At 48.9% G+C, this 22,794-nt stretch carries 21 protein-coding genes and 1 rRNA gene; 20 read left to right on the top strand and 2 right to left on the bottom strand.

Annotated elements, in window-relative coordinates; translation table 11 throughout:
- Positions 1-214 precede the first annotated feature (214 nt).
- The gene (locus tag AOQ57_RS02725; RefSeq protein WP_093624981.1) at positions 215-916 is read left to right on the top strand and encodes a class A sortase; all 702 of its coding nucleotides are present in this window, start codon (positions 215-217) and stop codon (positions 914-916) included.
- Positions 917-943: 27 nt separating this feature from the next.
- On the opposite strand, the gene AOQ57_RS02720 is transcribed toward AOQ57_RS02725, so the two are convergent.
- On the bottom strand, positions 944-1,405 hold the full coding sequence (locus AOQ57_RS02720; protein WP_093624979.1) for a low molecular weight protein-tyrosine-phosphatase: 462 nt from the start codon (positions 1,403-1,405) through the stop codon (positions 944-946).
- Between the two features lie 137 nt (positions 1,406-1,542).
- On the opposite strand from AOQ57_RS02720, the gene AOQ57_RS02715 reads away from it, so the two are divergent.
- The 7 genes from AOQ57_RS02715 to AOQ57_RS02685 all read left to right on the top strand — a co-directional run bounded on the left by AOQ57_RS02715 (position 1,543) and on the right by AOQ57_RS02685 (position 8,038).
- The gene (locus AOQ57_RS02715; RefSeq protein WP_093624977.1) at positions 1,543-2,100 is read left to right on the top strand and encodes a LemA family protein; all 558 of its coding nucleotides are present in this window, start codon (positions 1,543-1,545) and stop codon (positions 2,098-2,100) included.
- Positions 2,101-2,110: 10 nt separating this feature from the next.
- Positions 2,111-3,010 carry a zinc metalloprotease HtpX gene (htpX, locus tag AOQ57_RS02710; protein ID WP_093624975.1) on the top strand — a complete coding sequence of 300 codons (900 nt, stop codon included), beginning with the start codon at positions 2,111-2,113 and terminating at the stop codon, positions 3,008-3,010.
- 241 nt (positions 3,011-3,251) lie between these two features.
- Positions 3,252-4,631, top strand: coding sequence for a UDP-N-acetylmuramoyl-tripeptide--D-alanyl-D-alanine ligase (locus tag AOQ57_RS02705; RefSeq protein WP_093624973.1), 1,380 nt, complete (start codon positions 3,252-3,254; stop codon positions 4,629-4,631).
- A gap of 81 nt (positions 4,632-4,712) precedes the next feature.
- Positions 4,713-6,188 carry a degradosome RNA helicase CshA gene (gene cshA, locus AOQ57_RS02700; protein WP_093624971.1) on the top strand — a complete coding sequence of 492 codons (1,476 nt, stop codon included), beginning with the start codon at positions 4,713-4,715 and terminating at the stop codon, positions 6,186-6,188.
- Positions 6,189-6,191: 3 nt separating this feature from the next.
- Positions 6,192-6,596, top strand: a complete 405-nt coding sequence (gene acpS, locus AOQ57_RS02695) for a holo-ACP synthase (protein ID WP_093624969.1) — start codon at positions 6,192-6,194, stop codon at positions 6,594-6,596.
- Positions 6,556-7,677, top strand: coding sequence for an alanine racemase (gene alr, locus AOQ57_RS02690; RefSeq protein ID WP_093624967.1), 1,122 nt, complete (start codon positions 6,556-6,558; stop codon positions 7,675-7,677). The genes acpS and alr overlap by 41 nt, the downstream gene beginning before the upstream one ends.
- A gap of 10 nt (positions 7,678-7,687) precedes the next feature.
- Positions 7,688-8,038: a type II toxin-antitoxin system PemK/MazF family toxin gene (locus AOQ57_RS02685; RefSeq protein WP_093624965.1), complete on the top strand. Its 351-nt coding sequence runs from the start codon at positions 7,688-7,690 to the stop codon at positions 8,036-8,038.
- A 48-nt stretch (positions 8,039-8,086) separates the two neighbouring features.
- Here AOQ57_RS02685 and cbpA read toward each other — a convergent pair whose 3' ends face one another.
- Positions 8,087-8,722, bottom strand: coding sequence for a cyclic di-AMP binding protein CbpA (gene cbpA / locus AOQ57_RS02680; protein WP_093624963.1), 636 nt, complete (start codon positions 8,720-8,722; stop codon positions 8,087-8,089).
- 184 nt (positions 8,723-8,906) lie between these two features.
- On the opposite strand from cbpA, the gene pth reads away from it, so the two are divergent.
- The 12 genes from pth to AOQ57_RS02620 all read left to right on the top strand — a co-directional run.
- A complete protein-coding gene (gene pth, locus AOQ57_RS02675) occupies positions 8,907-9,467 on the top strand; it encodes an aminoacyl-tRNA hydrolase (protein ID WP_093624961.1) in 561 nt (186 codons plus the stop codon).
- Positions 9,468-9,484: 17 nt separating this feature from the next.
- Positions 9,485-13,039, top strand: coding sequence for a transcription-repair coupling factor (gene mfd, locus AOQ57_RS02670; RefSeq protein ID WP_093624959.1), 3,555 nt, complete (start codon positions 9,485-9,487; stop codon positions 13,037-13,039).
- Positions 13,026-13,298, top strand: a complete 273-nt coding sequence (locus AOQ57_RS02665; RefSeq protein ID WP_093624957.1) for an RNA-binding S4 domain-containing protein — start codon at positions 13,026-13,028, stop codon at positions 13,296-13,298. The genes mfd and AOQ57_RS02665 overlap by 14 nt, the downstream gene beginning before the upstream one ends.
- An 83-nt stretch (positions 13,299-13,381) precedes the next feature.
- Positions 13,382-13,738, top strand: a complete 357-nt coding sequence (locus AOQ57_RS02660) for an FtsB family cell division protein (protein WP_093624955.1) — start codon at positions 13,382-13,384, stop codon at positions 13,736-13,738.
- Between the two features lie 107 nt (positions 13,739-13,845).
- The gene (locus AOQ57_RS02655) at positions 13,846-14,331 is read left to right on the top strand and encodes a S1 domain-containing RNA-binding protein (protein WP_093624953.1); all 486 of its coding nucleotides are present in this window, start codon (positions 13,846-13,848) and stop codon (positions 14,329-14,331) included.
- Positions 14,331-15,680 (top strand): tRNA lysidine(34) synthetase TilS, encoded by a 1,350-nt coding sequence (gene tilS, locus AOQ57_RS02650; protein ID WP_093624951.1) that lies wholly within the window; start codon positions 14,331-14,333, stop codon positions 15,678-15,680. Before AOQ57_RS02655 ends, tilS begins: the two co-directional genes overlap by 1 nt.
- Before the next feature lie 16 nt (positions 15,681-15,696).
- Entirely contained in the window at positions 15,697-16,245 is a 549-nt protein-coding gene (hpt, locus tag AOQ57_RS02645; RefSeq protein ID WP_093624949.1) for a hypoxanthine phosphoribosyltransferase, read from the top strand.
- 83 nt (positions 16,246-16,328) lie between these two features.
- Positions 16,329-18,494 (top strand): ATP-dependent zinc metalloprotease FtsH, encoded by a 2,166-nt coding sequence (gene ftsH, locus AOQ57_RS02640; RefSeq protein ID WP_093624947.1) that lies wholly within the window; start codon positions 16,329-16,331, stop codon positions 18,492-18,494.
- A gap of 83 nt (positions 18,495-18,577) precedes the next feature.
- Entirely contained in the window at positions 18,578-19,462 is an 885-nt protein-coding gene (hslO, locus tag AOQ57_RS02635) for an Hsp33 family molecular chaperone HslO (protein ID WP_093624945.1), read from the top strand.
- A 113-nt stretch (positions 19,463-19,575) separates the two neighbouring features.
- Positions 19,576-20,577, top strand: coding sequence for a tRNA dihydrouridine synthase DusB (gene dusB, locus AOQ57_RS02630; protein WP_093624943.1), 1,002 nt, complete (start codon positions 19,576-19,578; stop codon positions 20,575-20,577).
- Positions 20,578-20,593: 16 nt separating this feature from the next.
- The gene (gene lysS / locus AOQ57_RS02625) at positions 20,594-22,087 is read left to right on the top strand and encodes a lysine--tRNA ligase (protein WP_093624941.1); all 1,494 of its coding nucleotides are present in this window, start codon (positions 20,594-20,596) and stop codon (positions 22,085-22,087) included.
- 583 nt (positions 22,088-22,670) lie between these two features.
- Positions 22,671-22,794: ribosomal RNA gene (locus tag AOQ57_RS02620) — 16S ribosomal RNA — on the top strand; the annotation flags it as partial.

The raw sequence follows: 22,794 nt of genomic DNA, 5'->3' as shown, positions 1-22,794 counted from the left end.
TTAGTGCGTTACTACTTCTAAGCCGTTCGGCTTGTGAGCTACAAGCCACCGAATTTATTCGGTGCGTAGTTGACAGTTTAGGTAACTGCTAAGTAGCAATGACTGGCCCGGTGGTTTTGGGTTGCCGTTCCCAGACGGAGCAACTAGTAAATACCATTCCCTGCTGACATAGTGTATACTGATCTTGAAATTTTAACACCAACGGGGGATAAGTATGAGAAGGAAGCGATGGTGGAAGTCGGTCCTCTACTGGCTAATCTTAGTGATTGGGCTGGCCGTGAGCATGGCCCTGATTTTCAATCAGCAGGTCAAAGATTACCTGGTAGGTTCCTACCAGCCGCAGGTTACTAAGACTACGGTGGCTAACAATGTGAAGAAAAGGGCTAGCTATGACTTCAGTAACGTTAAGGATTTAAATCTCCAAACAGTGGCCAAGGCCCGAGCCAAAAAGGAGTCAGTTAACGTAATCGGGGTGATTAGCATCCCATCCATCAAACTGCGGATCCCAATTGCCAAGGGGATTGATAACACGACCCTGGCCCTAGCCGCCGGAACGATGCGGGCTGACCAGGTAATGGGGGAGGGTAATTACCCCTTGGCCGCTCACAACATGGCTAACGGTTCCAAGATCCTTTTTTCGCCCCTCTACTATCACGGTAAGGTGGGCCAAATGGCTTACATTACTGATATGAAGAAGATCTACGAATATAAGCTTTACGAGCGAACCTTCATCGATGCTACCCAGGTGGATGTAGTGAATAATACCAAGGATAAAATTCTGACGCTTATCACTTGTGACGCTACCGGGGCCCGACGGCTGATGATGCGCGGTAAACTCGTTAAGGTGGTTGATTTTAACGAAGCACCCCAGGAGCTTCAACAAAATCTGAGTGGTAAGTATACGAATGGGCAGTAAAAAGGCACGCCAAACTGGCGTGCCTTTTTACTTATGCTCCTTAACGTAATCGAGCCAATGGGGCAGGGCCCGACGGAGGCTATTGTAAGTATCATCAAAGCGCTGGGTGTACCAGGGATCGGGAATTGGTTCGCCCTGATGGCCCGGGGTCAGGTCATTAATGGCAAAAATTTTATCCTTGGTTTCTTTGGGGGCGATTGCTCGTAGGTGACGCATGTTCATGTCATCCATACCAATGATTAGGTCGTAGTCAAAGAAGTCTTGGCGCCTAATCGGGGTCGAACGGTGATCACGGTCATCCAGGTGGTAGGTAGCCAAGATCTTTTGGGTCCCGGGGTGGGGACGGTTGCCCTCCTCTTCACTAGAGGTAGCTTTGGAGGCCACCTCCACTTCTTCCGTCAGGGCGTTATCCTTTAACAGCTGGTAAAACATTGCTTCTGCCATGGGGGAGCGGCAGATGTTGCCGAGGCAGACAAAGAGTACCTTCATGTTAATCACTTCCTTTCAATTCGTTTCCATCATACCGGAAAATGAGTTAGAGGGCTAGCGGCCGGCGTTTAGCTTTCCTTGGATTTTTAAAACTGATACAATGGGTTCATCAATTGGAACAAAGGAGGAAGGAAAAGATGACCATAATCATTATCATTGTGATTCTCATTTTACTAGTGGTGGCCTACGTTATGCTGTATAACGGCTTGGTCAACCTTCGCACTCACGCCCAGGAGGCCTGGAGTCAAATTGACGTCCAGCTGCAGCGGCGTAACGACTTAATTCCCAACCTTTTGGAAACGGTGAAGGGCTACAGCAAGTACGAAGCGTCAACCTTGGAAAAGGTAACCAGCCTCCGTACCCAGTTGGCTACCCTGCCCGCGGATGCTCGCCAAGAAAAGATGGATCTTTCTAACCAACTGACCCAGGCACTGGGCTCCGTGTACGCCGTGGCGGAAAACTATCCTGATTTAAAGGCCTCTACGGAATACACCAAGTTGATGGAAGAGCTGAGCAACACCGAAAACAAGATTGCTTACTCCCGGCAGCTTTACAACTCAACTGTGGCCACCTTTGACGCCCGGATTCAAACTTTTCCGGCAAACATAGTGGCTAATATACACCACTTTACCGCCATGGAATACCTACAGGTTCCCGAGAGTGCCAAGGAAGCCCCTAAGGTTAAGTTTGACTAGGTAAACGACGATGCTTTACCAACAAATTGCAAGAAATAAACGCCGGACCATCTTGGTGATGGCGGTCTTTGTCCTCCTGGTTGCCCTAATTGGGGCAGCCGTGGGTTATCTCTTTGCCGGAAGTACCACTGGAGGAGTCATCATTGCCCTGGTAATCGCCGTGATCTATGTTTCAATCATGGTGGGGCAGTCGACCGACGTTGTAATGAGTATGAACAACGCCCGGGAAATTCATTCGGCTGATGAAGCCCCGGAGCTGTGGCACATTGTGGAAGACATGGCATTGGTGGCCCGGGTCCCGATGCCTCGGGTTTTCATTATCGATGATCCCAGCCCAAACGCTTTTGCGACCGGTAATAACCCGGAGCATGCGGCGGTAGCGGCGACAACGGGACTTATGAACATTATGAACCGTGAGGAATTAGAAGGGGTAATGGCCCACGAAATGACCCACGTGCGTAATTATGATATCCGTTTACAGACAATTGCCCTAGCCCTGACGGCAGCAATCTCACTGCTGGTCAACTTTGCTAGTAACTTTATGTGGTTTGGAACTAGCAACCGGCGCGATGATCGAGATGAAGGGATCGGCGGGATCTTCGCAATTATCGGATCAGTTTTATTGATTATTCTAGCGCCCTTAGCAGCATCGTTAGTTCAAATGGCCCTATCCAGGCAGCGAGAGTACCAGGCTGACGCTGGGGCCGTTGAGTTAACCCGTAATCCCCAGGGGATGATCAATGCCCTAAAAGAATTACAACACGCCGAACCAATGAAAAACGTCGATCCGGCTAGTTCTGCCCTTTACATCAGTGATCCAAAGGAAAACGCTCGCCACAGGAGTTTAAGCGGCCTGTTTGACACGCATCCCCCACTGGCGGCGCGGATTGAACGGCTAGAAAAAATGTAAGGATAATATAAAATTTCTATCCCTTCCTTAAACGTGAATAGTAAACTAATGGAGCCCAGTCGTTCGTTCATCCATGGACGTGACCGGACTCCTATTTGTTTTTAGCGGGACCTTCAATTGAGGGCTTCTATCACGGTCATTTTAGTTTGGCAGGGATCGGGTTCGCCTTCCACTAAGAAGGGTGATATAATCAATTATTAGACTATGATGCGATTAGCAAATTAAGAAGAGGATTAGACCCATGAAAATGAGCTTAGCTGAAATTGCCCAGGCAATTCAGGCCCACAATCAGGTTGATCAGTGGGGAGACATTGAGGTGAATAGTGTCGCTTTCGATTCACGGAATATGGAAGCGGGGGGACTATTTGTCCCCTTAAAAGGGGAGCAAGATGGCCACCAATACGTGGCCAAGGCCTTTGAAAACGGTGCTTTAGCGACTCTTTGGGCAGAGGATCACCCCTATGATTCAGCTGATGGGTACCCACGACTCGTGGTTGATGACCCGCTTGAAGCTTTACAACAACTGGGGAAATACTACCTTAATAAGATTAATCCAGTGGTGGTAGCCGTTACCGGGAGCAATGGGAAGACGACCACTAAGGACATGATAGCCTCGGTTTTGGCAACCCAAATGAATGTTACTAAGACTTATGCTAATTTTAACAATGAAATTGGTGTACCCGTTACCCTCTTGAACATGGAAGCCAACACCGAAGCGGTGGTGGTTGAAATGGGGATGGACCGCTTCGGTCAACTGGACATGTTGAGTCATTTGACGACGCCGAATATTGCGGTGGTGACGATGGTTGGGGAAGCCCACATTGAGTTCTTTGGGACCCGTGATAAGATCGCCGATGCCAAGATGGAAATCACCCATGGTCTCGCCGAAGATGGGACCCTTGTTTACTATGGCGATGAACCATTGTTAAGAGAGCGGGCTGCCGAGGTGAGTCAGCAAACCAAGACCTTTGGCCGCCAGTTAGACAATGATCTGTACGCAACTAGTGTGACTCCTTCTGCCGATCATGTTACCTTTACGGTTAATCAATGGCCCGACGAAGTCTTCACGATTCCGTTGGTTGGGGAATATAACGTCAATAATGCTATGGCGGCGATGATGGTTGGTAGGCTTTTACACGTTACCATGGCTAACATGCGGACTGCCTTAAAGAACGTGGAACTAACCGAAAACCGGGCCGAGTGGGTTACCGGTTTAAAAGGGGAACGGATCTTAAGCGACGTTTACAACTCCAACCCGACTGCCGTTAGAGAAGTTTTGGCTACTTTAGCCACCATTCCGGCGGATGGGAAGCGGGTTGCTGTTTTGGGGGACATGTTAGAACTTGGTGACGCCTCGAAGCGTCTGCATGCGGGGCTTTGTGACGCCATCATGGACGGAAACTTAGACGAAGTTTATCTAATTGGTGGGGAAATGCTTGCCTTAAGGGATGCCTTGTTAGAGGCCGGCTACCCAGTATCACAATTGCATTACTACCAAGCTACCCAACGTGAGGCCCTAACAGAGGCCCTGCAAGCTAGTTTAACGACTGGTGACGTGGTCTTACTCAAGGCTAGCCACGGTTTGCACTTAGAAAAGGTGCTTGCTCAACTCAAGAAGTAGTGGCACCTACCACACCACTGTCGACTTTTTTAGTTGGCGGTGGTGCTTTATTGTACCAATCGAACACATGAGGTGAAATATTTGTATTTTAGTGAATTAGGTTTATCGAACAAGTTGCTCAAGGCAATCAAACGCTCCGGTTACGAGGAAGCAACACCAATCCAAGCAGAAACAATCCCGATGGTCTTAGAAGGGCAGGACGTGATTGGTCAAGCCCAGACTGGGACCGGGAAGACGGCAGCCTTTGGTCTGCCGATTATTGAACACGTTGACATCGATAATCCAGCCATCCAAGCCTTAATTATCTCCCCAACCCGGGAGTTGGCCATTCAAACTGAAGAGGAACTATTCCGCCTGGGTAAGGAAAAGCGGGTTAAGATTCAAGTTGTGTACGGGGGGGCTGATATTCGGCGCCAAATCCGGTCCTTAGAAAAGAATCCGCAGATTCTGGTTGGGACCCCTGGCCGGTTGCGTGACCACTTACGGCGCGGAACGGTTGACATATCCAGGGTGAAAACCTTAGTTCTGGACGAAGCGGATGAAATGTTGAAAATGGGCTTTTTAGAAGACATCGAAGACATCATTAAGCAGACGCCAAGTGAACGACAGACCCTACTATTTTCTGCCACCATGCCACCGGAAATTAAGCGGATCGGGGTCCAGTTCATGCATGACCCGCAGACCGTTAAGATTAAGGCTAAAGAATTGACCACTGACCTGGTTGACCAATACTACGTGCGGGCCAAGGATTACGAGAAGTTTGACATCATGACCCGTCTAATCGACGTCCAAGACCCGGATTTGACGATCGTCTTTGGTCGGACTAAGCGTCGGGTTGACGAATTATCTCGGGGCTTGATCGCCCGTGGCTACAATGCGGCTGGTATCCATGGAGACCTGACCCAGGATCGCCGTAGTAAGATTATGCGTCGTTTCAAGGAAGGGCAACTGGACATCTTAGTGGCAACAGACGTGGCGGCCCGGGGTCTGGATATCTCGGGGGTAACCCATGTTTACAACTATGATATCCCGTCCGATCCGGATTCATATGTTCACCGGATTGGCCGGACTGGTCGGGCCGGGCATCACGGGGTTTCTTTAACCTTTGTGACACCAAACGAGATGGACTACCTGCACGAAATTGAAAAGCTGACTAGGGTCCGGATGTTGCCAATGAAGCCGCCAACGGAAGAAGAGGCCTTCCGGGGTCAGGTGGCCAGTGCTTATAACGATATTGATACTTTGGTGGCGGATCCGGCCACAAATCGTTATCAAGAGGACGCTGCTAAGCTGTTGGAAAAATACGATGCCATCGAATTAGTTTCAGCGCTATTAAACGACCTGACGAAAGATGATGCCAGCCAAGTACCGGTCAAGATTACGCCAGAGCGGCCACTACCAAGTCGTAAGCGTAACGGCCGTGGTGGCAACTACCGTCGTGGCCGGGGTAACTCCCGGCGCAATTACCACCGTAATGGTGGTGATGGTCATCGCCGCTTCAACGGTGATCGGAAACGCCGTTTTTCAAAAAACCGCAACCGGCGGCATGAGGACTAAGTAATGATTGAAGGGGTCGGGATTGACATCACCGAAATTGACCGGATCAAACGGGCGGTTGAAAAGACCCCGTCCTTCATTAACAAGGTTTTAACGAAGGGCGAACAGGATCAATTAGCCACCTTCAAGAACCAGCGCTACTGGGAATACATTGCTGGCCGCTTTTCCTTGAAGGAATCCTTTTCCAAGGCAATGGGAACGGGGCTTGGGAAGGCGGTTGGTTTCTTAGACGTTGAAATTATTGATAATGAGCTGGGGAAGCCGGAAGTGGTTGCCTCTCCCTTCAAGGGAGTTGCCCACGCTAGCGTCAGCCACAGCAAAGAGTTAGTGTTTACCGAAGTGATATTAGAAAAGGGGAATCTTGAAAATGACGAGTGCACGGTTACGAAAAACGGACCTTGTCGTTGACCTGAAGGCCTTAAAACACAACGTAGAAATGCAACGCCGGGCTCTAGCGCCTGGCAGCCGTATTTTGGCAGTGGTTAAAGCCAACGCCTATGGTAACGGAATGGTGCCGGTCGCAAACGCCCTATCCAAGGTGGGGGTGGAAGGTTTTTGCGTTGCCCTGTTGGATGAGGCACTTGAACTTCGCGACGCTGGAATTCAAGAAACCGCATTGGTGCTGGGGATCACCCCGGTTGAATACGCGCCACTAGCGGCTAATCAAGGAATTTCCCTGACCGTGGGGACCGTGGAATGGCTAAGGGCGTACCAACGGTTAGCAAAAGAAGAGGGCCTAAAATACCCGTTGAAAGTTCACTTGGCACTCGATACCGGGATGGGCCGGATTGGCTTCACCAATAATGTCGACTTCAAAGCGGCGTTAGCGTTGATGGAGGAACCGTGTTTTGACTTTGAAGGGATCTTTACCCACTTTGCCACGGCCGATGAACAGGACGCTAGCTACTACCAAAAGCAGCTAACCCGCCTCAAGGATTTCTTGACGGTAGTTAAAAAATGGCCGCCCTACGTACACATGGCTAACTCAGCAACGGGAATGTGGCACCAAGAAGATATCATCGCTAACACGGTCCGGATGGGAATCTCCATGTACGGGGCTAACCCGTCCGGAACGGCCCAGAAGGTCAGCCTTAACTTGAAGCCGGTAACGTCGTTAGTGACGCATGCTACCTACGTTAAGAGGCTTGCCGTCGGAGAATCGGTTTCTTACGGGGCCACGTACACCGCTAAGGCTGATGAGTGGGTGGCTACCCTGCCGGTTGGGTATGCGGACGGATACCCCCGGCGGATGCAGGGATTTCATGTCCTGGTTGATGGCCATGAATGTGAGGTCTTGGGCCGGGTATGCATGGATCAGATGATGATCCGCTTACCACATGAGTACCCGGTTGGCGTGGAGGCTGTTTTGATTGGCCGATCCAAGGATAAGGAGATTACTGTCACCGACGTGGCCGAGTATGCTAATACGATTAACTATGAAATTCTTACCGGGATGAGTGCCCGGCTCCACCGTCAGTATAAAGGCTAGGAGGATTTTAATGGAGCGGAAAATCAGTCGGGGCGATGTTTATTACGCCGATTTGAACCCCGTTCGGGGGTCCGAACAGGGGGGAATTCGCCCGGTCTTGGTGGTTCAAAATAACGTTGGGAATCGCCACAGTCCGACTGTGATCGTGGTTGCCATCACCGCTCGAATGCAAAAGCACCGCCTCCCAACCCATGTTAAGTTGAATCAAGAGGCCGCCGGGTTAGCCCGTGACTCTGTGATCTTGTGTGAGCAGATCCGGACGATTGATAAGACCCGCCTAAAGCAACTGGCCGCCCGCCTTTCACAACCAATGATGGATCGGGTCGACCGGGCGCTTAAGGTTAGCCTGGCGGTTGAATAGTAAAAATGGGGGACCTGTCAGTTGGCAGGTCCCCCATTTTAGTTTCTCTTAGAGGTTGGGATGGAGATTTTCAATTTCTAAGACTGGTAAGTTCTTTCGGTTTAAACGCCGAACAATCTTGTCCACCGTGTCCTGGGTGACCCCGTCCGGCAGGGTAATTAAGACCTGCTTTTCTTCATGTTCGGGGCTGATTGATAAAACGTTGGCAATCTGGCAGAAGCGGGTCACTTCCTTAGCAATGGTAACCAACGTTCCTCGCTCGTCATGGACCGCCACGGATAAGACATAGGAAGCGGAGTTTACGTTCCAGGCAGTTGCCAGCATCTGTAAGAGTCGATTATGGGTTAAGATTCCGTAAAAACGGTTGTTCTCATCTAAAACAGCGATGTATGGTAAATCACGGATGGTAAAAAAAACATTATAAAAGGCAGCGTCCTTAGAAATGAACTTGGTGGCATTTTTTAACAGTGCCGTGACTGGCAGTGACATGTCCCCACCGCGGGATTTATGGCGGTAGAGATGCATCTTATAGATGTTACCCCGGAAAAGGGTTCCGGTTGAATCCAAGATCGGAACGCAACGGTAACCTGTGTTTTCCAGCGTGGAAAGGGCCTCAGCCAAAGTTGCATTTTCGGAAAGGGTTGTAAGCTGCTCCTTTGTTTGGATGAGGGAATTAAAAATCATATTAGTTCTCCTTAATGTAAGCCGTTTATGCCGGATACCATCATAGCATAGAATACCTTAAAATGAGAGTCAAATGAGAGAAAATTCGTTTCTTTGGGAAATTACTACTACTAAGGTATAATCAGAATAGTATGTTTTAGTGGTTTTTCCCTAAAACGGATAGCTCAAATGAGGTGAAAATAACATGAAGATGATCGTTGGGTTAGGAAACATTGGCACCCGTTACGATGAAACACGGCATAATGCTGGTTTCATGGTGGTCGAACAAATGGCACACGACTACCACTTGGGGGCCTTTACCCACGAAAAGGTGGAAGCCGTTACGGCTACGGGTTTAATCGAGGGTCAGAAGGTGATGCTCGTTAAACCGACGACCTTTATGAATGAATCGGGACGGGCAGTGAAGCCCCTAATGGAGTATTACAACATTGCATTAGAGAATCTAATTGTCATCAACGATGACTTGGATATGCCAGTGGGGAAGCTTAGATTAAAGCGGCGAGGGGCCTCCGGAGGACACAATGGATTGAAATCGTTAATTGACCACCTGGGGACGCGGGACTTTTACCGACTTAAACTGGGGATTGATCACCCTAAGAATGGCTCGGTGGTTAACCACGTCTTAGGACGTTTTTCAACGGAGGAACGCCCTGTCATTGATGATACGGTCATGGAAGCAGAGAAGGTCCTGGTGGACTGGGTGAAGGGCAAGAGTTTTGACCAGTTAATGAACGAGTACAACTAAAAGTGGGGGAGATACGGGTGAAGCTAACTGAGCAGGTCAAAAAGCAACCAGCGTTTCAAAAAATTGAGAAGGTCGTTGGTCAAGGGAAACGTCAGTTAATTACCGGTGTTTCGGGATCAGCAAAGACCGTTTTGTTAGCAGCCTTGAAAGATGAGTTAACCCATCCCCAACTAGTGGTGTGTGACAGCCTTTTTCACATGCAGGAATTGGTTAGTGACCTGGAAAACATCCTCTCAGAAGACCAGGTCTTTGCTTTCCCAGTTGAAGAGGTCCTGGCGACAGAAGTGGCCACTTCTTCGCCGGACTATCGTCTGCAGCGGGTTCAGGCTTTAAATGCCCTGCTTAGCGACCAGCCGGTTGTGGTTGTCACATCGGCGGCGGGCTTGCGGCGCCGACTCCCCTCGCCAAGTGTTTTCCGGGCCGCCACGCTTACGATTGAAGTTGGGGGCGAAGTTGACCCGACGGAGATTGGTGATCAGCTGATGGCAATGGGCTATCAGCGTCAAGAGAAGGTCTTAAAGCCTGGTGATTTTGCCATCCGGGGCTCGATTGTTGATATTTACGCCTTAAACATCGATAATCCGGTTCGTATTGACCTCTTTGACACCGAGGTTGACTCTTTACGCTACTTTGATGCAGAAAGCCAGTGCAGTATTGAAAACGTTCGGGCGGTGACGATCTTACCGGCAACTGATTTTTTGGCAGCACCGGTTAAGTTAGCCGAGCTAAAGCAGAGTCTGCAAGATGATTACCACCACCTGGTTGAAAGAAGCAATGAAGAGGAACAGCAAATTTTATACGGCCTCTTTGACCCGATCATTTCGGCTTTGGGGGAGGGGCGGCTTCCCGTTGAGATGCTTGAATATGCCGACCGGGTCTATCCCAAACCATCCTCTTTACTGGACTATCTTCCAAAGGGCGGGAGCCTGGTCTTAGATGACTGGGGGCGGATTAAGGAGAGTGTCAAGCGAATTGCCGAACAGGAGATATCCTGGTTAATGGACAAGGTGGCCGCTAAACGCCGGGTTTCGGCGGTAAGCTTGGACAATGGTGCCGTTGAAGCACTGCCGAAAAAGCATCAGGCGCAAATCTACCTAGCCCTGTTTCAAAAGGGGCTGGGGCAAATAAAGTTGGCTCAGCTGACCGACCTAAGTGCCCGGGAGATGCAGCGCTTTTTCTCACAAATGGACCTCTTAAAAGGGGAGCTGACCCGTTGGCAAGGTCAGGGGGCCACGGTTGTAATTATGGCCAATAGCCCTGAACGAAGGGAACGGATAGCTAATACCCTTGCTGACTTTGGCATTAGCGTAGTTCAGACGGCCCCAGACCAACTGGAGGAAGGCCAAGTTCAACTGATAGCTGCTAACCTGGCCAATGGCTTTGAAATGCGCTCAGCGAACCTGGTGGTAATTACGGAAGCTGAACTGTTCAAGCAGGTAAAGACCAGGAAGCCTCGAATGCAGAAACTGGCTAATGCAGAACGGATCAAGGCTTACACCGATCTTAAACCGGGCGATTACGTTGTTCACGTCAACCATGGGATTGGTCTCTTTGCCGGAATCAAGACAATGGAAGTCGACGGCGTTCACCAGGACTACATGGTTTTAGATTATCGTGATAACGCCCAAATCTTTGTCCCGGTTACCCAGTTAAATTTGGTTCAAAAGTACGTTTCGGCCGACTCCAAGACTCCCCGTCTAAATCGGCTAGGCGGTTTAGAATGGGCGAAGACCAAGCGACGGGTGGCAGCTAAGATTGAAGACATTGCAGATGACCTGATTGACTTGTATGCCAAGCGTGAAACGGAGAAGGGCTTTGCCTTTCCAAAGGATGATTACTTACAAGAGAAGTTCGACGAAGAATTCCCTTATACGGAAACTAATGATCAGCTCCAAAGTATCCGCGAAATCAAAGCCGATATGGAACGTCCCCGGCCAATGGACCGCCTGTTAGTGGGCGACGTTGGTTATGGTAAGACCGAGGTCGCCTTGCGGGCCACCTTTAAGGCGGTGGCGGGGGGTAAGCAGGTGGCCTTCTTAGTTCCTACCACCATTTTGGCCCAGCAGCACTTTGATACGATGAAGGCCCGCTTTGAGGGTTTCCCGGTTAAGATTGCTTTGATGTCGCGCTTTAAGAACACTAAGGAATTAAAGGAGACCGACCAAGGACTCGAAAATGGGACAATTGATATTGTGGTTGGAACCCATCGAATCCTTTCTAAGGACGTTAAATTTAAGGACTTGGGCCTCTTGATCGTCGACGAAGAGCAGCGTTTTGGTGTTAAGCATAAGGAACGCTTGAAGCAGCTTAAAGCCAATGTGGACGTCTTAACCCTCACGGCAACACCGATCCCACGGACTTTGCATATGTCGATGCTGGGGGTGCGGGACCTGTCGGTGCTGGAAACCCCGCCAACCGGCCGTTACCCAATCCAGACTTACGTCCTAGAGCAAAACCAGGCTGTGATTCGGGATGGAATTTTACGCGAGATGCAGCGAGGTGGACAGGTTTACTATCTTCACAACCGCGTTCATGATATTGAGCGAGTGGTGGCTGACTTACAGGAACTGGTTCCGGAGGCACGGATCGGCTTTATCCACGGTCAAATGGGTGAAAACGAGTTGGAAGGGGTTTTGTATGACTTCATCCGGGGTGAGTACGATGTCTTAGTGACGACCTCAATCATTGAGACCGGGGTTGACATCGCCAACGTAAACACCCTTTTTGTGGAGAATGCCGATCGACTGGGGTTGGCCCAGCTGTATCAGATCCGCGGTCGGATCGGGAGGAGTAACCGGGTTGCTTATGCCTACTTCATGTACCAGGAGAACAAGGTGCTGACTGAGCAGGGGGAAAAGCGGCTGGCGGCGATTCGCGACTTCACAGAGCTGGGGTCGGGCTTTAAGATTGCTATGCGTGATCTCTCAATCCGGGGGGCCGGTAATCTCTTAGGAAAGCAACAGCACGGCTTTATTGATTCAGTCGGTTATGACCTGTATTCATCAATGCTGGCTGATGCAGTGGCGACCAAACAGGGTAAGAAACGCCCAATTAAGTCCAATGCCGAAGTTGAGTTGGGAGTTGAAGCCTATTTACCAAGTGATTATATTGCCGACCCACGTCAGAAGATCGAACTGTATAAGCAAGTACGCCGAGTGCAAAGTGAAGAGGACTTGACCAACTTGGCCGGGAATTTAATCGATCGTTTCGGGGACTACCAGACCCCGGTGGCGAACCTATTAACCATTGGGGCGATTAAAATGTTCGCTGATCAGGCCATGCTTAGCGCGGTCGAACGAAAGCGGGACAACATTTACGTAACCTTCACCGTTGCCGGAAGCAAAAAAATCAGTGCTCCCCAGGTCATTCAGGCGCTTACCAAGACCAGGTTTAAGGCTACTATGGACGAGAAAGAAGACGGGGCACTGTCAATTCGCCTAGTTATTCAGCCTAAGATGACTGAACAGGACTGGCTAAACCAGTTGCTGGACTTTATTCGCGAGCTGGGACGGCGGGTTCAAGAAAGCAGTAATCAACCAGAAGGAAAGGAAACAAACGATGCGACTGGATAAGTTTTTAAAGGTATCACGAATTATTAAGCGACGGGCGATCGCCAAAAAAATCGCCGATCAGGGACGGATCCTGATCAATGATAAGGTGGCTAAGTCCTCTAGCGATGTGAGGGTTGGCGATGTTTTAACGATTAAATTTGGCAATAAGACCGAAAAAGTCCAGGTTAATCAGCTAGTGGAGACGACTAAAAAGCAAGAGGCCGCTGGTATGTATGAAATCCTGGCGGAGAGTTACGCCGAGGACTTTCGAGAAGAATAAATTATTGGAATCTTTGAAAAGCCTAGACACTAGCGCAAACCCCTTGTTATAATTTTTCTAGTGATAGGTAAAGGAGGGTTATCATGCAAGAAAAGCACCAGCAGATTACGACGTTAAACACCGTTTATGCCCAGCAGTTAGCCGAAAATCGGCGCTACCGATACCGAGTTCACGTTAGACGAGCGAAGATCATGTACACCATTATTTTGGTGGTAACGTTGTTTCTGGGCTTTCAACTCTGGCAAAGTAAGAGAACCCTCGCTAAGGTCAACCAAAACATTAACCAGCAACGAACAGTCCTCAGTCAAAAGCAGGCAACTGGCAAGAAGTTAACGAAGGAGATTTCTGCGTTGCATGACAAGGATTATCTGACACAACTAATTCGCTCAAAGTATAACTACTCAAAAAAGGGTGAAACAATTTATAATTTTGCTGATTAAAAGTATCCCTTATTCTTGCTATGAGAGCTTGCTAGAAATGGCGGGTATGTTATACTCAATTACAATTAGTAACTATTAGAATCGTATGAGGAGGAAAAGCTTAGTTCATGGCACTTGAAGAAGGCGCAAAGGTTTCGGGTACCGTTTCGGGAATTACGAACTTTGGAGCATTTATTGATTTAGCAGATAACAAGACAGGGCTCGTCCACATCAGCCAAGTCTCTGACAAGTTCGTTAAGGATATTCACGACGTTTTGGCGGTTGGCGATAAGGTGATGGTGAAGGTCATGAAGATTGAAGGGAATGGTAAGATTGCCCTCTCCATGAAGCAGGCCTCACCAACGGCGCCTAGCCGCCATGAAGGTCACTCGCAAGTTGAACGGCCGATTCGGGGTCATGATCGTAAGGAACCTCGGAAATTTAGTCGTCCGGCACGGACCTACAGTGGCCGGGGAAACTTTAATCACCGTAAGTCATCTGGAGACTTTAACGACATGCTCTCTTCCTACCTTAAGGAAAGTGAATCCCGTTTGTCGACATTGAAGCGTCAAACCGATGGGAAGCGTGGCGGTCGCGGTGGCCGGCGGAGCTAATGGAAAACCCGTTAGGTAACTTTAAGCGGACCCCGGTGGGGAGCCGCTTTTTTTGGTCTAACCAAACGCTAGTCGTGGCGGTATCAACTGGGGTGGATTCAATGTGCTTGCTGGATTTGTTACAGTCACTGGAAGAAAACCGGCGTCCCCAAATTGTGGTGGCTCACGTTAATCATCACCTTCGTAAACAAAGTCAAGAGGAAGAGGCCTTTTTAAGGACGTATTGTAAGGCACACAACTTACCTTTAGAAGTGGCACAGTGGCGAGTTGAGTTGCACCCCAAGAGCGGGATCGAAGAAGCAGCTCGTCACTATCGCTATAACTTTTTTGCGCGGGTAATGAAAAAGTACCAGGCCCAGGCAGTGGCTACGGCTCACCATCAGGATGATTTAGCCGAAACAATACTAATGAAGCTGGTACGCGGTGGCCGGATAGAACAGTTGGTGGGATTAACCTGGCAACGACCCTTTTCAGTTGGAAGTTTGATTCGGCCACTGCTGGCAACGCCAAAAGAAGCACTCCTTTCCTACGCCAAGATTCATCACCTTACTTGGTTTGAAGATGAGACAAACACGGATCAAGCCCTCTTTCGTAACCGGGTCCGTCATCGCTACCTTCCAGAACTAAGGGCTGAAAACCCGCAGTTGGTGAAGGCCCTAGCCAGCAATGCGGAACAACTGGCGGATCTCTTGACGCTGGCTAACCAGCAGCTGGCGGTGCTTGATCGAGGGTTAAAAACCAAACGAGGATTTTCTTTGCTGGGGTTTCGGAAGCTAGCCAAAGAACAGCAACGCTCCTATCTGCGTTATTTCCTAGATCAAACGGGGATTGTGAGCGTCAAAGAAGAACTATTGTACCAATTGATAGCATCTTTAACGGATGAAGGGCGCCCCCCACAGGTTTACTCGCTTCCCAATCAGTGGCGTCTTGTAAAGGATTACCAAGAGGTCTTCGTTAAAAAAGCGGGTCAAATGGCTGTAGAAGGCGAATCTGAGGACAAGTTTGTGGTAGAATTGGGCCAGTGGTATCGTCTTAAGTCTGGTGATCAATTTGCGCTCATGCCTGGGCAAGGTTCATCTCCCGATATAACGATGTGGCTGACCCCGGATCAATTCCCGCTTTCTTGCCGTTTGGTGGCTCAAGGTGATCGGCTTACCCTCAAGGGCGGCAAGCATCAAAAGGTTCGGCGCCTCTTAATCAATCAAAAGGTACCCCGGTTAGCTCGCCAAACGCAAAGGGTGGTTGTCGACCGGGATGGTCAGGTTGTGTGGGTAATCGGAAGAAGAGCAGCGTGGCTAGAACACCAGCCAGGAGCGATACCGGTATCTTTATGCCGACGAAAAAAATGATATTGAGAGGAAAAGCATGAATAACGATATCGAACGGGTCCTTTTTGACGAAGAACAGATTCAAACGCGAGTGGCGGAACTGGCCGCTCAAATTACGAAGGATTATCAGGGCAAGCGCCCCGTAATCGTTTCTGTTTTAACCGGGGCGATTTTGTTTACCGTTGACCTGATTAAAAAGATTGGTCTGTATGCAGAAATGGACTTTGTGGATATTTCTAGTTACTACGGGGGCACGTCATCCAGTGGCTCAGTTAAGCTACTGCATGATTTAAAACACTCCATTGAGGGGAAGGACGTCATTATCGTCGAAGACATCGTTGATACCGGGCGGACGTTAAAGTTTTTAATGGACCTTTTACAAGGGCGGGGTGCTACCAGCATCAAGGTATGTTCTTTCTTTGACAAGCCAGAGGGTCGCGAAGTAGAAGTGACGACCGATTACGTAGGTTTTGACGTTCCAAACGAGTTTTTGGTTGGTTACGGTCTTGATTATAAAAACTACTACCGTAACCTTCCGTACGTTGGGGTTTTGAAGCCATGTGTCTACCAAAAGAATGATGACTAATTATTAGTCAGCGATGGTCAGATATGGTATATTATGACCATTCATAAAAATAACAACGAGCAGCTGTTAGATAGGAGGTTGTTATGAATAACAATCGGAAAAATAATGGATTTTCCCATAACGTCCTCTTCTATTCGGTAATTTTTCTCTGCATCATGGGGGTAGCTTACTTCCTGTTTGGGGGTAGCGGTACCACCGGTCAGAGCAAAAACTTATCGCAAAGCGAATTCATTTCCGCACTGAAGAGCGACAAGGTGAAGAGTTTCCAGCTGCAACCTAATGGGGGAGTATACCGGATCACCGGGACTTACCGTAAGGCGCAGTCTGTTTCATCAGGCTCAACAACGGGCTTCACCTTAGGGGGGCAGAGCTCGAGCAAGACGACAAACTTTGAGAGTTCCGTTCTGGAAAGTGATGTCACCGTTGCCCAGTTACAACGCTATGCCGAAAGGGAAAACGTTAAGGTTTCTACCAAGGCAGAGGAATCAAATAGCCTTTGGATGAACCTTTTGATTACGGTTCTTCCGCTGGTCATCATGATTTTCTTCTTCTACATGATGATGGGGCAAGCGGGCCAAGGCGGCGGTGGTCGCGGGGTGATGAACTTCGGTAAGACCAAGGCTAAGCCGTCCAACTCAAAGGAAAATAAGGTTCGCTTCTCTGACGTTGCCGGAGAAGAAGAGGAAAAGCAGGAACTGGTTGAAATTGTTGAGTTCTTGAAGAACCCGAAGAAGTTCATGCGCTTAGGGGCACGAATTCCAGCCGGTGTTCTATTGGAGGGGCCTCCGGGAACCGGGAAGACCTTGTTAGCCAAGGCCGTAGCCGGGGAAGCCGGGGTACCGTTCTTCTCTATCTCTGGGTCTGACTTTGTTGAAATGTTTGTTGGGGTCGGGGCTAGTCGGGTCCGGGACCTGTTCGAACAGGCCAAAAAGACAGCGCCATCCATCATCTTCATTGATGAAATTGACGCCGTTGGACGTCGCCGGGGAAATGGTATGGGGGGCGGTCACGATGAACGTGAACAAACCTTAAACCAACTCCTGGTTGAAATGGATGGGTTCCAAGGTGATGAAGGGGTCATTGTGATGGCCGCTACTAACCGTTCCGACGTCTTAGATCCAGCCCTTCTGCGGCCGGGCCGGTTTGACCGTAAGATTATGGTCGGTCGTCCAGACGTAAAGGGTCGTGAGGCCATCCTACGGGTTCACGCTAAGAACAAGCCTTTGTCAAGTAACGTTGACTTAAAGGAAATTGCCAAGCAAACCCCTGGTTTTGTTGGGGCGGACCTGGAGAATTTACTGAACGAAGCAGCCCTGTTAGCGGCTCGGCGTAACCGGACGGAAATCGATGCGTCTGACATCGATGAGGCAGAGGACCGCGTAATTGCCGGACCGGCTAAGCGTGACCGGGTTATTTCAACACAGGAACGCAACACGGTGGCTTACCACGAAGCTGGACACACGATCGTTGGGCTGGTCTTAAATGACGCCCGCGTGGTTCACAAGGTAACGATTGTCCCACGTGGTCGTGCCGGCGGATACGCCATCATGTTACCGCGTGAAGACGAGATGCTGATGTCAAAGAAGAACGCCAAAGAACAGATTGCCGGATTAATGGGTGGTCGTGCGGCTGAAGAGATCATCTTTAAGTCGCAATCTTCTGGTGCCTCGAACGACTTTGAACAGGCAACGCAAATTGCCCGGGCAATGGTTACTCAGTATGGGATGTCTGATAAGATTGGACCGGTTGAACTGCAAAGTTCCGGACAAGTCTTCACTGGGCAGGGTTACGATCAGTCGTCGTACTCTGAACATACGGCTGCCCTGGTGGACCAAGAAGTTCGCCGGATTCTGTTAGAAGGTCACGAACAGGCCTTACACATCATTGAGACACACCGGGAACAACATAAGTTGATTGCCGAGGCCCTGCTCAAGTACGAAACGCTGGATGAAAAGCAGATCCTTAGCCTTTACAAGACTGGGAAGATGCCAGAAGAAGACGTGGTTGCGGCTGAAGATGAACAGCATGCCCAGACTTTCGAAGAATCTAAGCGTGAGTTGGAGCGGCGTGAAAACGCCAAGGCTGAAGCAGCAGAGGAAAATGCTCAGGAAAGCATCGGTCAGGATCAGGATACCGATGATGGAGCGAGCGTTTCAACCAAACCGGAAGCCACTCAACAAGATAATGATGATCAAACTAAGCCAACAACCCCTGATGACAAACGTGATCAGGATCACCGGGATGAATAATTATTTCGGGTTGGTAAATCAATGTGGAGCGGATGTGACCAGCGTTGTTACACCCGCTTTTCTTATGGAGGAAGATTTAAATAATGGATAATGATTACTTAGTGAAGAGCGTGGCCGAAAATGGTCAGTTTCGGGCCTACGCTGTTAATGCCACGGCCCTCGTTGAAGAAGCCCACCAAATTCATGATACCTGGAGCGCAGCCTCGGCGGCCCTTGGACGGGCAATGGTAGGAACCTTGCTGTTAGCCACTTCAGGCTTACAAGGCGAAGCAGGGATGACGGTTAAAATCCAAGGGGATGGACCAACAGGTTTCATTGTTGTCGATGGAACCGCCCAGGGGACGGTAAAAGCCTATATGCAAAACCCGCACGTCAACCTTCCCTTAAACGATAAGGGAAAAATTGACGTGGCTGGGGCCGTTGGTAAGAGCGGAACCCTGTCGGTAACTAAGATGGCACCTGGTGATAAGACACCATACACAGGGGAAGTTAACCTTGTCTCTGGTGAGCTGGGTGACGACTTCACCTACTACCTTGCTCAGTCCGAACAGATTCCGTCCGCCGTGGGGCTGTCAGTCTTTGTGCAATCAGATGATCATATTGAAGTGGCCGGAGGCTTTTTAATCCAGGTTCTTCCGGGGGCAAGCGATGAGGCAATTAGCCACTTAGAGGAAACCTTAAGGGACCTACCGCTGGTTTCGGACCTTCTTCGTGATGGCAAGAGTCCCGAGCAAATTCTGGAAAAGATCTTTGCCGGTCGTGAGTTGAAGATCTTAGAGAAGGTGGCTGTGGAATATAAGTGTGACTGCTCCAAAGACCGGTTTGAAACGGCGTTGTCAAGTTTATCAAAGAAAGACTTGCAAGAAATGATTGATCAGGACCACGGTGCCGAAGCCGTGTGCCGTTTTTGTGGACACAAATACCATTTTACAGAGGATGAATTAAAACTCTTGGTAGCTAAAAAGTAATAATAAGGGGCGTCTAACTTAGGTTGGACGCCTAACTACTTGGAACTGACTTGATATTGATTTAAGCATTGCGATACAATGCAATTGCTTAATTTAATTAAGGAGGAAAACGAATGGAATGGAAGATCGGTAACGTCACGATCCCTAATCAAGTGGTTGTGGCACCGATGGCCGGGGTGATGAATACCGCCTTCCGGGTGATCTGTAAGAAATTTGGTGCTGGTTACGTGGTCTCTGAAATGATTTCAGACCGCGGAATTATGTACCGCAATAAAAAAACCCTTCAAATGATGGGGGTTGATCCAGTGGAACACCCAATGGGGATCCAGATCTTTGGAGGAACGAGGGAAACACTGGTTGAAGCCGCTAAGTTTGTGGATGAAAATACCGATGCAGACGTAATTGACATCAACATGGGCTGCCCGGTTAATAAGGTCGTTAATACGGAAGCCGGAGCACGCTGGTTATTAGACCCGAACAAGGTTTACGAAATGGTTTCTTACGTAACCGATGCTGTTAAAAAGCCGGTTACTGTTAAGGTGCGGACCGGTTGGGATGATCAACATATTTTTGCCGTTGAAAATGCCTTGGCGGCACAACGGGCGGGCGCCGCAGCCGTTGCAATGCACGGGCGGACACGCAGACAAATGTACCGGGGGCATGCTGACTGGGACATCTTAAAAGAGGTGGCTGGGCAACTGACAATCCCGTTTATGGCTAACGGCGATATCAAGACAGCCGAAGATGCCAAACATGTCTTGGAGTATACTGGTGCTGATGCAATTATGATTGGCCGAGCAGCCATGGGGAACCCGTGGATGTTAACTCAAACAGTGCATTACCTAGAAACCGGAGAATTGCTACCGGAAGCAACCCCGGAAGAAAAGATCACGACAGCTAAGGAACACCTGGCCCGCTTGGTTGACCTAAAGGGAGAATACGCTGGAGTTCGTGAATTTCGGGGCCAAGCGGCGTACTATATGAAGGGGATTCCGCGAGCTGCCCGGACTAAGGTGGCCCTGATGGAGGCCACCGAACAGGATCAAATGGATACAATCTTTGACCAGTTCATCGACCAATACAAGGAACGGCAACTGCAGCATAACGTAAATTAGGAGGAAGCAAAAAGAAATGGCGAATGAAGAACACTTGAACGACCAAATGGTGGTTCGCCGCGAAAAGATGCAGGCATTAAAGGAACAAGGGGTGGCACCGTTTGGCCATCGCTTCGACCCGGATCACGATCTATCAACGGATATCCGTAAGAAGTATGGAAATGACAGTGGGGAACTTTTGCTTGCCCAGCACAATGTAGTTACTATTGCCGGACGGATGATTGGAAAACGGGGGAGTGGGAAGGCTTCCTTTGCTGACCTGCTCGACCGGGGTGGCAAGATTCAATTTTATGTTCGCCAGGACCGGGTGGGTGAAGAAGCCTATAAGCTTTTTAAAGAATCCGATTTGGGCGACTTTTGGGGGATCACCGGGGATGTGATCAAGACGCGGATGGGTGAACTAACCGTCCGAGCTGAAAAGATCACCTTCCTTTCAAAGGCCCTACGCCCACTGCCAGATAAGTACCATGGACTTCAGGATCCTGAACTGGTCTACCGTCAGCGTTACTTAGACCTAATCACGAACCGGGAAAGCTTTGAACGTTTTCAAATCCGGACAAAGATTATTAAAGCAGTTCGCCGTTACATGGATGATAATGGCTTCTTAGAAGTGGAAACTCCCATTTTAGAAAGCGTTGCTTCAGGGGCTGAGGCACGTCCATTTATGACCCACCATAATGCATTAAACATTGATATGTATATGCGGATTGCAACTGAATTACGTCTTAAACGCCTAATTGTTGGGGGGATGGAGCGAGTTTACGAACTTGGCCGGATCTTCCGTAACGAGGGGATGGACCCGTATCATAACCCTGAATTTGACACAATGGAAACCTACGCTGCCTACTTTGACTTCAATGACGTCATGAAGGAAACGGAAGGGATTTTTAAGGCTGCTGCTGGGGTCGTTTCTGATGACCTGAAGATCACCTACCAGGGGACCGAACTAGACTTCTCATCCTCCTTTAAGCGGATGCACATGGTCGATGCCATTAAGGAAGTCACTGGGATTGATTTCTGGAAAGAAATGAGTATTGAAGAAGCTCGGAAGCTAGCCGATGACAATGGTGTTAAGTACGAGGATTGGTGGAAGGTTGGCCACATTATCAATGCCTTCTTTGAAGAAAAAGTCCAAGGTAGCCTTGTACAACCGATCTTTATTTACGGCCACCCGGTTGAAGTTTCGCCATTGGCTAAGATCAATGAGGAAGATGCTCGCTTCACGGACCGGTTTGAACTATACATTTTAGGGAAGGAATATGCCAACGCCTTTTCTGAGTTGAATGATCCGCTTGATCAGCGGAAGCGGTTTGAGGCTCAAGCCCAAGAAAACGCTGAAGGGAACGATGAGGCCCAACCAATCGATGAGGACTTTGTCGAAGCCCTTGAGTACGGGATGCCGCCCACCGGGGGCCTTGGGGTTGGAATTGACCGGATGGTTATGTTAATGACTGATGCTAAGTCGATTCGTGATGTCTTATTATTCCCAACGATGCGTCCTAAAAAGTAGGACATCAAATAAATAGCCGAGCATTATCGGCGATAATGATAAAAATCCACCATTTTAGGTGGATTTTTTTATTTTCAAAAGTTGGTTTTTTACATCAGTTTATGAACGGTAAGGGGGTTAGAGACGTTATTCTGTGTTTTTTTAACGAACTTTATTATATTAAATCGATACATTGTTCGCTTTGATGATAAGAACTAAAAAAACTGTTCAAAAAGCGTTGACAGTGCGGGTTTGACCCTGTATATTTAATATCGTTGTCACGACGACAAGCGGTTATGATAATTCATCAGCTAAAAAAGTTATTGACAATCATTCACAACTCTGGTATGATATAAGAGTTGTGAATGCAATGGCGAATCACTTGCTTGAAAAAATATTTAAAATATTTCTTGACAAGTCAAAGTGTTCGTGTTAAAATGTTTTAGCCGGCTGGTTGAAATGATCGGTTGGCGGTAGACCTTTGAAAACTGAATAATGTTTCGACGAATCAAATGTGTAGGGTCCTTGATCATCGATCAAGGCAAATAACATTTGCGAAGTCAATTCGCTTAATTAATTACAAGAGCTATTCAAGCTTCTTATTTAATATGAGAGTTTGATCCTGGCTCAGGATGAACGCCGGCGGTGTGCCTAATACATGCAAGTCGAACGCGTTGGTCCAATTGACGACTGGTGCTTGCACCGGTTGGATTTTGGTCGCCAACGAG

The organism is Limosilactobacillus gorillae (assembly GCF_001293735.1).
GTDB lineage: Bacteria > Bacillota > Bacilli > Lactobacillales > Lactobacillaceae > Limosilactobacillus > Limosilactobacillus gorillae.
This window is presented reverse-complemented; position numbering and strand designations above follow the sequence as displayed.

Bases quoted from the DNA above. Each gene is read 5' to 3' on its own strand.
- AOQ57_RS02705 (WP_093624973.1), top strand. From the start codon at position 3,252: ATGAAAATGAGCTTAGCTGAAATTGCCCAGGCAATTCAGGCCCACAAT.
- AOQ57_RS02725 (WP_093624981.1), top strand. From the start codon at position 215: ATGAGAAGGAAGCGATGGTGGAAGTCGGTCCTCTACTGGCTAATCTTA.
- tilS (WP_093624951.1), top strand. From the start codon at position 14,331: ATGGAAAACCCGTTAGGTAACTTTAAGCGGACCCCGGTGGGGAGCCGC.
- AOQ57_RS02720 (WP_093624979.1), bottom strand. From the start codon at position 1,405: ATGAAGGTACTCTTTGTCTGCCTCGGCAACATCTGCCGCTCCCCCATG.
- AOQ57_RS02685 (WP_093624965.1), top strand. From the start codon at position 7,688: ATGGAGCGGAAAATCAGTCGGGGCGATGTTTATTACGCCGATTTGAAC.
- hpt (WP_093624949.1), top strand. From the start codon at position 15,697: ATGAATAACGATATCGAACGGGTCCTTTTTGACGAAGAACAGATTCAA.
- lysS (WP_093624941.1), top strand. From the start codon at position 20,594: ATGGCGAATGAAGAACACTTGAACGACCAAATGGTGGTTCGCCGCGAA.
- ftsH (WP_093624947.1), top strand. From the start codon at position 16,329: ATGAATAACAATCGGAAAAATAATGGATTTTCCCATAACGTCCTCTTC.
- pth (WP_093624961.1), top strand. From the start codon at position 8,907: ATGAAGATGATCGTTGGGTTAGGAAACATTGGCACCCGTTACGATGAA.
- AOQ57_RS02660 (WP_093624955.1), top strand. From the start codon at position 13,382: ATGCAAGAAAAGCACCAGCAGATTACGACGTTAAACACCGTTTATGCC.
- acpS (WP_093624969.1), top strand. From the start codon at position 6,192: ATGATTGAAGGGGTCGGGATTGACATCACCGAAATTGACCGGATCAAA.
- dusB (WP_093624943.1), top strand. From the start codon at position 19,576: ATGGAATGGAAGATCGGTAACGTCACGATCCCTAATCAAGTGGTTGTG.
- cbpA (WP_093624963.1), bottom strand. From the start codon at position 8,722: ATGATTTTTAATTCCCTCATCCAAACAAAGGAGCAGCTTACAACCCTT.
- AOQ57_RS02715 (WP_093624977.1), top strand. From the start codon at position 1,543: ATGACCATAATCATTATCATTGTGATTCTCATTTTACTAGTGGTGGCC.
- AOQ57_RS02655 (WP_093624953.1), top strand. From the start codon at position 13,846: ATGGCACTTGAAGAAGGCGCAAAGGTTTCGGGTACCGTTTCGGGAATT.
- alr (WP_093624967.1), top strand. From the start codon at position 6,556: ATGACGAGTGCACGGTTACGAAAAACGGACCTTGTCGTTGACCTGAAG.
- hslO (WP_093624945.1), top strand. From the start codon at position 18,578: ATGGATAATGATTACTTAGTGAAGAGCGTGGCCGAAAATGGTCAGTTT.
- htpX (WP_093624975.1), top strand. From the start codon at position 2,111: ATGCTTTACCAACAAATTGCAAGAAATAAACGCCGGACCATCTTGGTG.
- AOQ57_RS02665 (WP_093624957.1), top strand. From the start codon at position 13,026: ATGCGACTGGATAAGTTTTTAAAGGTATCACGAATTATTAAGCGACGG.